At 71.3% G+C, this 12994-nt stretch carries 10 protein-coding genes and 1 tRNA gene; 4 read left to right on the top strand and 7 right to left on the bottom strand.

Annotated elements, in window-relative coordinates; genetic code table 11:
* The first annotated feature begins 137 nt into the window (after positions 1-137).
* Together DS079_RS14000 and DS079_RS14005 are read left to right on the top strand one after the other, a co-directional pair.
* A complete protein-coding gene (locus DS079_RS14000) occupies positions 138-767 on the top strand; it encodes a superoxide dismutase (RefSeq protein WP_126988550.1) in 630 nt (209 codons plus the stop codon).
* A gap of 316 nt (positions 768-1083) precedes the next feature.
* On the top strand, positions 1084-1566 hold the full coding sequence (locus DS079_RS14005) for a single-stranded DNA-binding protein (RefSeq protein ID WP_241237675.1): 483 nt from the start codon (positions 1084-1086) through the stop codon (positions 1564-1566).
* A 94-nt stretch (positions 1567-1660) separates the two neighbouring features.
* Here DS079_RS14005 and DS079_RS14010 read toward each other — a convergent pair whose 3' ends face one another.
* The gene (locus DS079_RS14010) at positions 1661-2221 is read right to left on the bottom strand and encodes a PPA1309 family protein (RefSeq protein WP_126988471.1); all 561 of its coding nucleotides are present in this window, start codon (positions 2219-2221) and stop codon (positions 1661-1663) included.
* Positions 2222-2470: 249 nt separating this feature from the next.
* On the opposite strand from DS079_RS14010, the gene DS079_RS14015 reads away from it, so the two are divergent.
* Both DS079_RS14015 and DS079_RS14020 read left to right on the top strand, forming a co-directional pair.
* Positions 2471-5494 carry a UPF0182 family membrane protein gene (locus tag DS079_RS14015; protein WP_241237676.1) on the top strand — a complete coding sequence of 1008 codons (3024 nt, stop codon included), beginning with the start codon at positions 2471-2473 and terminating at the stop codon, positions 5492-5494.
* A gap of 277 nt (positions 5495-5771) precedes the next feature.
* Positions 5772-5845: transfer RNA gene (locus DS079_RS14020), tRNA-Met, on the top strand.
* Between the two features lie 261 nt (positions 5846-6106).
* Here the strand turns inward: DS079_RS14020 and DS079_RS14025 are convergent.
* The 6 genes from DS079_RS14025 to aroA form a co-directional block, all read right to left on the bottom strand.
* Complete coding sequence (locus DS079_RS14025; RefSeq protein ID WP_126988472.1) at positions 6107-7171, bottom strand: hypothetical protein; 1065 nt, start codon at positions 7169-7171, stop codon at positions 6107-6109.
* Positions 7172-7495: 324 nt separating this feature from the next.
* Positions 7496-8284: a C2 family cysteine protease gene (locus tag DS079_RS14030; protein WP_241237677.1), complete on the bottom strand. Its 789-nt coding sequence runs from the start codon at positions 8282-8284 to the stop codon at positions 7496-7498.
* Positions 8285-8316: 32 nt separating this feature from the next.
* Positions 8317-9537, bottom strand: coding sequence for a pyrophosphate--fructose-6-phosphate 1-phosphotransferase (locus DS079_RS14035; RefSeq protein WP_126988473.1), 1221 nt, complete (start codon positions 9535-9537; stop codon positions 8317-8319).
* Between the two features lie 139 nt (positions 9538-9676).
* Positions 9677-10471 (bottom strand): histidinol-phosphatase, encoded by a 795-nt coding sequence (hisN, locus tag DS079_RS14040; RefSeq protein WP_126988474.1) that lies wholly within the window; start codon positions 10469-10471, stop codon positions 9677-9679.
* 51 nt (positions 10472-10522) lie between these two features.
* Positions 10523-11593, bottom strand: coding sequence for a ribosome small subunit-dependent GTPase A (gene rsgA, locus DS079_RS14045; RefSeq protein ID WP_164736265.1), 1071 nt, complete (start codon positions 11591-11593; stop codon positions 10523-10525).
* Between the two features lie 73 nt (positions 11594-11666).
* Positions 11667-12992: a 3-phosphoshikimate 1-carboxyvinyltransferase gene (gene aroA / locus DS079_RS14050; protein ID WP_126988476.1), complete on the bottom strand. Its 1326-nt coding sequence runs from the start codon at positions 12990-12992 to the stop codon at positions 11667-11669.
* Between the last annotated feature and the right edge of the window lie 2 nt (positions 12993-12994).

Below are 12994 nucleotides of genomic sequence, written 5' to 3' on the forward strand. Positions count from 1 at the left end.
CACCCGGGCCCGCCGGCCGACCGGGGGACCGTTTCCCGGCCGCCCCTGCCCCTGCTCAGCGCCTCGTGGCAGGATGGATCACACGGCGGGGTCCGCACCGGCTGGTCCCGCGCAGAACTGACGAAGGGATGATCCATATGGCGGAGTACACGCTTCCCGATCTCGATTACGACTACGGCGCGCTGGATCCCTCGATCTCGGGGAAGATCATGGAGCTGCACCACTCCAAGCACCACGCGACCTACGTCAAGGGTGCGAACACGGCGCTGGAGAAGCTCGCCGCGGCCCGCGAGGCCGGGGACTTCGGATCGATCAACCAGCTCTCGAAGGACCTCGCCTTCAACCTGGGCGGTCACACGAACCACTCGATCTTCTGGAAGAACCTCTCCCCGGAGGGCGGCGACAAGCCGACCGGCGAGCTCGCGCAGGCGATCGATGAGTACTTCGGCTCCTTCGACTCCTTCCGTGCGCACTTCACCGCGGCGGCGCTGGGCATCCAGGGCTCGGGCTGGGCGGTGCTGGCCTACGAGCCGATCGGCGGGAACCTGGTGATCGAGCAGTTCTACGATCAGCAGAACGGTGTGCCGGTGGCGACGATCCCGCTGTTCCAGCTGGACATGTGGGAGCACGCCTTCTACCTCGATTACCAGAACGTGAAGGCGGACTACGTCAAGGCGATCTGGAACATCGTGAACTGGGCCGACGTGCAGGCCCGCTTCGAGGCCGCGCGCTCGTCCGCGTCCGGTCTTGTCGTGCCCCAGGCCTGAGCCTCTCGCACCTGACGCCGACGGGCGGGCCTGATGGTCCGCGTCCCGGCGGCACGAGCGGCCGGTCCCTCCTCGGAGGGATCGGCCGCTTCGCGTTCTGACGCCGCGGTGCTCCGTGTCCGGGCAGACCACGCCCCGCATCCTGGAGGCCTGCCGCTCCGGGTGCGGGCTCCGCCCGTGACCGTTCCTCCCCAGCCCCTTGCCGTCCACAGGATCGGCCCCGCCCTGGAACGGGCGGCACCGCCCGGCGACGCTGAGGTCACTCGGCAGGGTGCCGAGGCCGGGGAGCTCCCCGGCAGCCAGGAAGGACAGCGCCATGCGCGACATCCAGACCACGCTGATGGGGAACGTCACCGCCGATCCCAGCGAGCACCGGCAGGAGGACGGATCCACCAGCGTCAAGCTTCGGATCGCCGTCACCGGCCGCTACTACAACACCGCCACGCAGGACTTCGCCGACCGCAAGACCGAGTTCGTCACCGTCTTCGCCCGCCGCGGGCTGGGCCAGAACGTGATGCGCTCGATCCACAAGGGACAGCCGCTGCTGGTCACGGGCCGGCTGAACACCTCGGAGTGGCAGGGCACCGACGGCATCACCCGCTACTCCCTGAACCTCCAGGCCGAGTCCATCGGCCACGACCTCACCTACGGCTCTTCCCAGTTCACCAAGCCGCTGCGCGCGCAGGACGTCCCGAACCTGGACCCGAACTCGGGGGAGATCCTCACCGAGGCGAGCTCGGCGAACCCCGAGGATGCGGACGAGACGGAGGGCGAGGACTCGCTCGCGCCGGCCTTCTGAGCCGCACCGCGGTGCAGGCGGACGAGGCGGCGGTCGACCGACGGGACGCGCTCCGTCGGTTGAGCCCGTCAGCGGATCCCGACGGGGGAGGGGGTCAGCTCCCGGACTGCAGGGTCTGCACCAGCGCCTCGGAGATCTCCGGCAGCAGCGCGGCGCCGAGGACGTAGCCGTCCTCGTCGCCGCGGTGCGCCGCCGACCAGGTGGTGCCGTCGCCCAGTGCCGCGACCACCACGCGCAGCACACGCCCCGACGGCAGCGCGGCGCCGCCGGCGCTCTGCTCCCCGTCGCGGACCGACCAGGCCGCGGGCGCGAGATCGCAGGCGATCGCGCCGCCGGCGGCCATGTCCGGCCACTGCACCTTCTCGAGCGCCGCGAGCGGATCCTCCTGCCCGTCGGACGGACCGGAGGGAGCGGCGCCCTCGTCGAGGTCGATCGGTGTGAGGTGCAGGTCGTCGTGGGCGTTCGCGCCCTCGCCCTCGGCGCCCAGCAGCGCGGCGAGGGCGGGGGAGGCGGCGATCAGCTCCGCGCTGCGGGCGAGCGCGAAGAGGCGCGGAGCGGGCAGCGGGCCGTCCTCGACATGGCGGGCGACCTCGAGCACGGCGGCGGCGAGCGCGGCCGTGGGCGCGTCCAGCGGGTCCTGGGCAGGAGTCGTCATCGGATCGAGAGGTCCCTTACAGGTTCGGCCTGACAGAATGGGGTGACCGCCGTGCGACACGGCGGCACCACACTGTACCCGGGCCGCGTTCTGGGACCCCACGACGTCGGGGGCCCCGTGTGCGCTCCGACTTCGAGGCACCAGAGGTTATCTGTGAGTTTCTCCGCCCAGTTCGGCGACATGCCGCGGCCGCGCCCACGACCGGCCCCCGACGGAGGCTCCGGCGAGCCCCGGAGGATCTCCCCTCTGATGATCACGGTGATCGCGCTCGGCGTGCTCATCGCGCTCCTCGTCCTCGCCTCGGAGGTGTGGACGAAGTACCTGTGGATGGACCAGCTCGAGTTCACCGACGTGCTCGTCACGCGGTGGGTCACCCAGGCGCTGCTGTTCGTCGCCGGCTTCGTGGTGTTCGCCGTGCCGCTGTTCCTCAGCCTCCGCATCGCGTACACCAAGCGCCCGGTCTACCCGCCGATCACGCGGGAGCAGGAGGCGCTGGAGCAGTTCCGCGCCGCGGTGGACCCGCTGCGCCGCGGCCTGACCTACGGCGCGCCGATCGTGATCGGCGCCTTCGGCGGGCTCGCGCTGTCCCGTCGCTGGCAGGACGTGCAGCTGTTCCGGCACCCGCAGGACTTCGGGCAGACCGACCCGGTCTTCAGCAACGACATCTCCTTCTACGTCTTCATCCTGCCGGTGATCGACGTGCTGGTCTCCTTCGGGCAGTTCGTGCTGCTCGTCTCCATCGTCGGCGCCCTGATCGGCCACTTCGTCTACGGCGGCGTGAGCTGGGGTCAGGAGAGCGGGCTCGAGGTCACGCGCACCGCGCGCCGCCACCTCGGCGTGCTCGCCGCGATCTACGTGCTCTTCCTCGGCGCGGGGCACTGGTTCCAGCGATACGACCTGCTGACCGCCTCCCACACCCGCTTCGAGGGCGCCTCCTACGCGGACGTCCACGCGATCCTGCCCGCGCAGACGATCCTCGCGATCGCCGCGGTGGTGGTCGCGGCGCTGTTCGTGGTGTGGATCTTCCGCTCGGACTGGCGCATCCCCGCGATCGGCGCCGGGCTGATGATCCTGTCCACCCTCGCCGTCGGCAACCTCTACCCCTGGGCCATCCAGCAGTTCCAGGTCCAGCCCAACGAGCGCGCGCTCGAGCAGCCCTACATCCAGAACAACATCGACGCGACCCGCACCGCGTTCGACCTCGACGACGTCACCGAGGTCCCCTACACGGCCAGCACGGACGCGACCTCGGGTGCGCTGCGCGAGGACGCCTCGACCACGGCGCAGATCCGTCTGATGGACCCCAACGTCATCTCGCCCACCTTCGAGCAGCGCGAGGCCAACCGTCGCTACTGGGGCTTCGACGACGTGCTCAGCGTGGACCGCTACGAGATCGACGGTCAGCTGCAGGACACCGTGATCGGCGTGCGCGAGCTGCGGCCGGACAAGTTCGGCCTCTCGGACCGCTCCTGGGTGGACCAGCACATCACCTACACGCACGGCTACGGCGCCGCCGCCGCGCACGGCAACCGTCGCAACTCCGACGGCGAGCCGAGCTTCCTTCAGTCGGGCGTGCCCGGCGAGGGCGCGTTCGGCGAGTACGAGGAGCGGGTCTACTTCGGTCGCCACTCCCCGGACTACTCGATCGTCGGAGCGCCCGAGGGGGCCGACCCCCAGGAGTTCGACTACCAGCAGGGCAGCACGGACGACGAGCAGGGCGGCGAGCAGGTCTACAACACCTTCCAGGGCGACGGCGGTCCCGCCGTCGGCAGCTTCTTCAACCAGCTGCTGTACGCGATCAAGTTCCGCGACCCGAACATCGTGATCTCGAACTACCTCAACGAGGAGTCGCAGATCCTCTACGACCGCGACCCGCAGCAGCGTGTCCGCGAGGTCGCGCCGTTCCTGTCGCTGGACTCGCAGATGTACCCCGCCGTCGTGGACGAGCAGATGGTGTGGGTGGTCGACGGGTACACGACCACGACCGAGTACCCCTACGCGCAGTCGGTCGACCTCGAGCAGACGGTCAACGACTCCCAGACCGATCCGAACGCCTCGGCGAGCAACCGCCAGCGTTCGGCGAACTACATGCGCAACTCCGTGAAGGCGACCGTGAACGCCTTCGACGGCTCGGTGACGCTGTACACCTGGGACACCGAGGACCCGATCCTGAAGTCCTGGGCCGAGGTGTTCCCGGACGCCCTCCAGCCCGCCTCGGAGATCAGCGGCGAGCTGATGTCGCATCTGCGCTACCCGGCGGACTACTTCAAGGCGCAGCGCCAGATCCTCTCCACGTACCACGTCACCGACGCGGACGACTTCTTCACCCAGCAGGACTTCTGGCAGGTGCCGCCGGACCCGACGGTCCCGGCGCCCACCAACCCCGACGGCAGCGCCGGCCAGCAGGCCCCGCAGCCGCCGATGTACCTCACCATGCAGATGCCGGACGAGGAGCAGCCCCGCTTCACGCTCTCCTCGAGCTTCATCCCCTCCGAGGGGCAGAACGTGCTCACCGGCTTCCTCGCGGTCGACTCGGAGACGGGCAACACCGAGGGGAATCCGGCGGACAGCTACGGCGACATGACGCTGCTGCGGCTGCCGACCTCCAATCCGGTCAACGGTCCCGGACAGGTCCAGGCGACCTTCAACGCCGAGCCGAACGTGTCCCAGGCGCTGAACCTGCTGCAGCAGGGCGCCTCCGAGGTCATCAACGGCAACCTGCTCACCCTGCCCGTCGGCGGCGGCCTGCTCTACGTGCAGCCCGTCTATCTGCAGTCCTCGCAGACCGGCGGCGGCACCCAGTACCCGCTGCTGCAGATGGTGCTGGTCTCCTTCGGCGACCGGATCGGCTTCGCGCCGACGCTGGACGAGGCGCTCGACCTGGTCTTCGGCGGCGACTCGGGAGCCTCCGCCGGCGATGCGGAGGTCACCGACTCCGATGCCCCCAGCGGCACGGCCGACGCCGAGACCGGCGAGGGCACCGTCGAGGAGGGAGACGGGGAGGCCCCCGCTGAGGGCGAGCAGCCGCCCGCCGAGGGCGAGCAGCAGGCTCCCGCGGCTGACGGCACCCCCCAGCAGCGCCTCGACCAGGCGCTGACCGACATGGACACCGCGGTCGCCGACTCCGAGAAGGCGATGGCAGAAGGGGACTGGGCCGCGTATGGCGACGCGCAGGACCGTCTGGCCGATGCGCTGAACCGGGCTGTCGAGGCCAACCAGGAGCTCGGCGGGTCCGGCACGCCGGCGGCTTCCGACGGTGGCGGGGAGGGCTGACCCCCCGCCTTCGACCGCCGGGAGCATCCCGGATCCGAGGACGCCCGTCGCGGCGCCGGCTGAGGCCGGTGCGCGGCGGGCGTCCTCGTCGTCGGAGGGGCGCGGAGCTGCGCAGCGGAGGCCGCGGACGTGGTGCGCGACGCGGGTCGCGAGAGTCGCAGCAGGGCCGTTCAGGCACGAGAGCGCAGGTGAACTGCCCGTGAACGTGGCATGGCCCACGTCGGAGGCCTTTCGGCTGGACTCGGGGGCCGGGTCGTCCTAGAGTTACTGATGTCGCCGCGGGGTGGAGCAGTTCGGTAGCTCGCCGGGCTCATAACCCGGAGGTCGTAGGTTCAAATCCTGCCCCCGCTACGAAGGAAGGCCCTCGATCAGCAGAAATGCGGATCGGGGGCCTTCGTGTTCTGCCGTGTTCAGCGCCGGGGGCTCGTAATCGGTCCTGCCGGTGCCGCCGAGCACCTCGACCTCGGCCGAAGCTGCCTCCACCAGGCAGGCCTCGACCGGACCCAGGACGACGCTTCCCCGCTCACCCGCGAGAAGAACCCCCCCCCCCCCCCGCCAGCGCCGGCATCCTGCCCAGCACCTGCTAGTGGCTGAACGACCCACTGCCGACGATCACGAGCCCTCCTCGGTGTACTTCCGCTGGCGCTCCCTCTGCCCATGGGTGAGCGTCTTGAGGTCGGTGCGCTGGTCGAAGCTCGAGCCGAGCGCGCCGGCCACGACGCCCATGGCGGCACTGAGCCACGCGATGTCGAGGTAACGGGTGAAGACGGGAGGCTGCCCGGTCACGTCCTCCATGTACTCGGGAGCGATGACGATCAGGCCTCCGGCGAGGATGAGCAGGACCAGCGCCGCGTAGAGCACGAGGACGCACAGCACCAGAGTGACCACCGTGGAGAGGTTGTAGAGCAGGACGACCCGTGCGAGATTCTCCCGCTCCGGCGAGTCCCAGAGCCCGTTGCTGGCGATGAGCCATGCCGTCATCGCCGCGATCGCGAGGAGCCCGACGCCGATGAGCCGCGGCGTCGACAGGTAGGTGGACATGACCCAGATCGAGTTGTAGAAGATGCCGAATGCGCCGGTGGCCGCTGCCGCTGCAAGGGCGCTCGAGAGGCGCGGCGCCGTCTTCACGGGCTCGTTGCCGGCGACCATCCCGAGGACGGTGCGGAGACCGCCGGTGAACCGGCGTGCCCGGAGCGTCGAATGGTCGTTGCCGTCCGGGCTCTGGGCCCAGCGGAGCCAGGACCGGTCGAACATCGAGGGGTCCCGGGGCTCGCTGGTCGGCTTCAGCCGCACGGTGCACGCCATCAGTGTGTCGAGGACGCGGCGGCGGCTGAAGAACGCTCCGAGCGTGGGGCACGAGACGACGGCGATCCTCTCGTCGGGGAAGATCTCTGCGATCAGGGGATGGCCATCGTCCAGTCGCGGGATCTCGGTCAGCAGCAGCACCGCGTCCGGTGATCCGTACTCGCGTGCCAGCTCGACGGCGTCGGAGAGATCGAGGGAGTTGTCGGGGCGCAAACGGAGCATCGCGGTCTGGACGTTGAGAGTGATCGGGGGGCTGAACTCCTCGTCGAGCAGCTCCTGCAGGTCATCCTGGATCGATCGCGCTCGGGCCGTGGGTAGGCCCGGGTCGGCCACCAGCAGCACGTTCACCCCGGACTTCGGACTGTCGCCCATATGATCTCCTCCCATGTCCTCGGACGCTTGCAGGCTACGTCACAGCCGGAGGGTGCGCCGAGTCGTCGACCGGCCGGTGGGGCCGGCCTGTCCGGGACACGCTCCGCGCGCTGTTCGCGGGGATCGAGGGTGGCATCGGGTCTGCCATCCCCACGGCGCGACCGCGGACCGGGCAGTGTGCACGGCGTCGGTGGCAAGCCCCCGGAGCTCGTGACGATCTACTTGGGCGTGAACGACTCCTGGCACTGCACGACGTGTAGGGGTACGCCCTCGTCGATCTCGATCACCGCGGAGCCCAACATCAGGAGCGGACGGCCCTACCCGTCACCGCAGCGGCGCGGTGACGTCGACGGACAGGAACCCGCGCTGGAACGAGCGCGCATCGAGGACGAGCAGCTCCGCCGGCCGCACCGGGTTCCGCAGATGCACGTGTCCGCTCGTCGCGTCGGCGCCGACGACGGCGAAGACATGGTTCGGCGGCAGGGGACCGGCCGCCGACGGCACCCGCGGGCTCAGCGGATGCGTGGAGGCGCAGAGTGCGCGTCCTTCGGTCAGCCAGGCGAGGATCCGGGCGGCATCGGGAAGGCGCAGCCGGGTGCTCACCCGCTCGCCGAGCAACAGCGCGAAGCCGTAGCGGGCCAGGCCCCGCTGCAGGAAGGCGTAGTCCCCCGCGATGTGACCGGCGATCGCCTTCTCGAGCACACCCACCCAGCCGGGGTTCGCGCCGTCGCGCTGGCCGTACTGGAACACTCCGCGCGCATCGACGGGGAGGCGACGGTCTACCCGCAGCGGCTCCTCCAGGGCCGGCAGGCGGACAGCCGCGATCCCGTCCGCCTCCTCGCCGATCAGCGCCCGCAGGCGCTCCGGCGCGGTCTCGTGGACGGCGAGCATCGGCGCCATCAGCCAGCAGTCTCCGAGACGTCCCTGCCGGGGGCGCAGCAGCACCGGAGGGGAGAGCGGGCCGCGGTCCAGGGCGAGCGCGGTGGCGTGCGGGCCGGGGGAGAGGTGCAGGACGCCGTCGGCCCCGGGACGCGCTGCGCGCGCCCGCCCTTCCAGGGCGAGCGCGCGCAGGGTGCGGCGCCAGGTGCGCACGCGCGGGCGGGAGCCGCTCACGAGGTCTCCCGCCCGATGACTCATCGGGACGCTCAGTGCGCCTCGGCCGGGACGATCTTCTGCCCGGTGCGCTCCATGACCTCGGCGAACCAGGGCTGGGAGATGTCGAAGGCCTTGTGGCCGGCGACGCGGTCGAACTCGACCGCGCGCAGCACGTCGCCGCGCTCCTCGTCGTGGCCGATGAGACCCGAGCCGCCCTCGAGGGCGACCTGCACGGCGTAGTCCGTCATCGACTTGATCAGGCGGATGTCCTCGGGGTTCGCCTTCGCGGAGCGGGAGAAGTAGCCCGACTTCTGGACCATGACCTTCTCCGCGCCGAGCTTCTCGGCGAACTGCTTCGCGAACCACTGGCCGGGGTTGATCGTGTCGATCTTGACGTGGCCGAAGGGGTCCTTCTCCGGCTCCTCGCCGCGCTCCTGCATCTCGGCGACGATCTCGGGGATGCCCGCGCCCTCGGAGAGGAAGATGTTCACGCAGCCGGTCTCGTCCATGACCTTCCGCAGACGAGCGGCCTCGGCCTCGATGTCGAGCTTGAGCTCGGGCAGGAACACGGCGTGCACGTCCCAGCGGTCGGCGGAGTGGCCGATGCCGGGCAGCCACTCCTGCTGGGAGTGCCACTGCTGGTAGTACTCCGCCGCCTGCGCGGTGAGATACCCGCAGGCGCGGCCCATGATCTCGTGGACGATCAGCATCTTCGGGTTCGAGCCGTGCTCGGCGATGATGTTCTGCGCGAAGATGCTGGTCTGCTCCGCGGCGGACTTCGCGCCGAGCGACTGGCGGATCGGGACGATGTCGTTGTCGATGGTCTTGGGCAGGCCGACGACCTGCATCTCGTGGCCGTGCTCGTGCAGGTAGGCGGCGAGGTCCGCGGCGGTGGTGTTGGTGTCGTCGCCGCCGATGGTGTGCAGCACGTCCACACCGTCGTCCTTGAGCTTGTTCGCGGCGACCTCCAGGGCGTTCTCGCCCTCCTGGATCAGGCCGCGCTTCACGAGGTCCTTCGTGTTGGTGAGCTTCACGCGGGAGTTGCCGATGGGGGAGCCGCCGTAGTTGTGCAGGATGCCCGCCTTCGCGCGCACCTCGTCGTCGACCACGATCTTCTCGCCGGAGAGCAGGCCCCAGTAGCCGTGCTTGTAGGCGATGATCTCCACGTCCGGCACCAGCTCGGTGTAGCGCTCGATCAGTCCGCCGACGGCGGAGGAGAGGCACGGGGCGTAGCCCCCGGCGGTGAGCAGTGCGACGCGCTTGACGGTCATAGGGCGGAACCTCCGAGAGTCCGGGAACGGGCGCGCGGGAGGACAGGGTCGATCCCGCGACGCTGGGTCCCGCCATCGTACCGAGCGCCGGCCCCGGCTGCCGCCGCGCGGGTCCCGGCGGACAGCGGCCGGCCGGGGCTCAGCGCTCCCGGGCGACGAGCGCCTCGAGGACCTCCTCGTGCAGCAGCGAGTTCGTCGCCACCGCATTGCCGCCGAACGGCCCGGGCTCGCCGTCCAGGGAGGTGAAGCGGCCGCCGGCCTCGGTGACGATCGGGACCAGCGCGGCCATGTCGTGCAGCTTCAGCTCGGGCTCGCAGGCGACGTCCACCGCGCCCTCGGCCACGAGCATGTAGGACCAGAAGTCGCCGTAGGCGCGGGTGCGCCAGAAGCGCTGCATGAGGTTCAGCATCTCGGGCAGCAGCTCGTGATCGGCCCAGCCGTGCAGCGAGGAGTAGGACAGCGAGGCCTCCTCGAGCGTGCTCACCGTCGAGACCTGCAGGCGCGTCGCGCTGCTGAGTCGGGAGCCGGTCCAGGCCCCGGCGCCCTCCCCGCCCCACCAGCGGCGTCCCAGCGCCGGCGCGGAGACGAGGCCGACGACGGGGCGGCCGTCCTCGATCAGGCCGATCAGGGTGCCCCAGACGGGCACGCCGCGCACGAAGTTGCTGGTCCCGTCGATCGGGTCGATCACCCACTGCCGCGGGGACGCGCCGGTGGAGCCGAACTCCTCGCCGATCACCTGGTCCCGCGAGCGGGAGCGCGAGAGCTGGGAGCGCACCAGCTGCTCGGCGGCCCTGTCGGCGTCGGTGACCTCGGTGAGATCGGGCTTGGTCGAGATCTCGAGGTCCTGCGCCTTGAACCGGGAGGTGGTCAGCTGGTCCACGGCATCGGCGAGCACATGGGCGAGGCGCAGGTCATCGGCGTAGCGGCTGGACATGGGGTCCACGATAGGGTCCCGCGCCCCCGTCGGGCCGCAGCGACTCGGCGCTCAGACGTCCCAGGGGTCGTTGCGGCGCAGCGCCTCGGCCAGGCGACGGTAGGAGGCCAGGCGCGCAGGGCCCGCGGTGCCGGCCTCGCCCTCGTCCACGAGATCGTCGAGGGCGCAGTCGGGCGCGTCCTCGAGGTGAGTGCATCCGCGCGGACACTGCTCGGCGAGACCGGCGAGGTCGGCGAAGGCGTCCAGCAGCTCGTCGGGGTCCACGTGCCCCAGGCCGAAGGAGCGCACGCCCGGGGTGTCGATCACCCAGCCGTCGTCCTCCGGCAGCTGCATCGCGAGCGCCGAGGAGGAGGTGTGGCGGCCGCGCCCGGTGACGTCGTTGACCACGCCGGTGGCGCGGCTCGCGCCGGGGACCAGGGCGTTCAGCAGGGTGGACTTGCCCACTCCGGAATGGCCCACGAGCACGCTGATCCGTCCCGAGAGTCGCTCGCGCAGCTGCTCGAGGCCGATGATGCCGGGGCGCTCCGGATCCTCCGCCTCAGTGGGGGACTCCCGACGGGTCACCACGTGCTCCAGGCCGAGCGGGGCGTAGGCGGCGAGGAAGTCCTCCGGGGCGCGCAGGTCCGCCTTCGTCAGCACCAGCAGGGCGTCGATGCCGGCGACGTAGGCCGCGACCAGGCAGCGGTCGATCATGCCGCCGCGCGGCTCGGGATCGGCCAGCGCCGTCACCATCACCATCACGTCGACGTTCGCGACCAGGGGTCGCTCGGTCGAGTCGTCGTCGTCGGCGCTGCGGCGCAGGAAGGAGCTGCGCTCCTGGATCCGCACGATCCGGGCGAGGGTCCCCTCGCGCCCCGAGGTGTCGCCGACGAGGCCGACGAGGTCGCCGGGGACGACGGGGGAGCGGCCGAGCTCCCGGGCGCGCATCGCGGTGACCGCGCGCTGGTCCTCGGTGCCCTCGCCGACGACGGTGCGCCAGCGGCCGCGGTCGACGGACACGACGCGAGCCGTGATCGCGTCGTCGTGCGTGGGGCGGTCCTTCGTGCGGGGGCGGGAGCCGCGTCGGTTCGGGCGGATCCGCACGTCGGACTCGTCGAAGTCGCGGACGGACCGCCTCACCACGAGGTGGCCTCCTGGGCGCGCGGGGACCGGTGCGCCCCGTGCCTGGGCGCACCCGATCCGCGCGGCACGGGGCTCACGCGTCGCCCTCCGCCGGCTCGGGGTGGAGCATCGACAGCCACATCCCCACGAAGTCGGGGAGGGTCTTCTGCGTGGTGCCGACGTCGACCACCTGCACGCCGGGGACGCGCAGGCCGATGATCGCGCCGGCGGTCGCCATGCGGTGGTCCTCGTAGGTCTCGAAGACGGCGCCGCGCAGCGGGCCCGGCGTGATCACGAGCCCGTCGGGCAGCTCCTCGGTGCGGGCGCCGACCTTCGTCAGCTCGGTCGCCAGCGCCTTGAGGCGATCCGTCTCGTGCCCGCGCAGGTGCGCGACGCCGGTGATCCGCGAGGGGGAGTCCGCGAGCGCGCACAGCGCCGCGACGGTAGGGACGAGCTCGCCGACGGCCGACAAGTCCGCCTCGATGCCGTGCAGCGCATCCGTGCCGCGCACCACCACCGCCTCGTCCTCGCGCCACACCTCGGCGCCCATCCGCGTCAGCAGCTCCCGGTACGCGTCGCCGGGCTGGGTGGTGGTCTCCGGCCAGTCGTCCACCGCGATCGTGCCGGCGGTGACCATCGCCGCGGCCAGGAACGGCCCGGCGTTGGAGAGGTCCGGCTCGACGACGACCTCCAGCGGACGGATCGGGCCGCACGCGACCCTCCAGGAGTGACGGCCCTCGGCGTCGACCTCGTGCGAGGCCTCGACCCCGGCGCGGCGCAGCGTCTCCAGGGTCATGTCGATGTGGGGCAGGGAGGGGAGCTCCTTCCCGACATGGACGAGCTCGAGGTCCGTCTCCGCCCGCGCCGCGACCAGCAGCACGTTGGAGATGAACTGGCTGGAGGCCGAGGCGTCCACCTCGACCCGGCCGCCGGGCAGCGTGCCCCGGCCGTGCACCGTGAACGGCAGCCGGCCCGGCTCGCCGTGCTCGGTCACCTCGACGCCCTGGCCGCGCAGCACCTGGACGACCGCGTCCATGGGCCGCACGAGCGCGGCGTCGTCACCGGTGAAGCGCACGTCGCCGTGGCGCAGCGCCGCCAGCAGCGGCACGAAGCGCATCACGGTCCCGGCCAGGCCGGTGTGGATCTCGATCGGCTCGGCGGGGTGCTCGCAGGCCGGCGGGATCGGGGAGACGTGCAGCACCCCGTCGCGCACCTCCAGCACTGCGCCGAGCCGCTCGAGCGCATCGCGCATCAGCCGCGTGTCGCGGGAGACGAGCGCGCCGCGCAGCGTGGACGGCTCGCTCGCCGCGGCGGCGAGCAGCATCCAGCGTGCGGTGAGGGACTTCGACCCGGGAACCCGCACCAGGGCGTCGACCGGCTGGTCGGCGACCGGTGCGTTCCACAGCACCTCGGAACCCACGG

The organism is Brachybacterium paraconglomeratum (genome assembly GCF_003994255.1).
Taxonomy (GTDB): Bacteria; Actinomycetota; Actinomycetes; order Actinomycetales; family Dermabacteraceae; genus Brachybacterium; species Brachybacterium conglomeratum.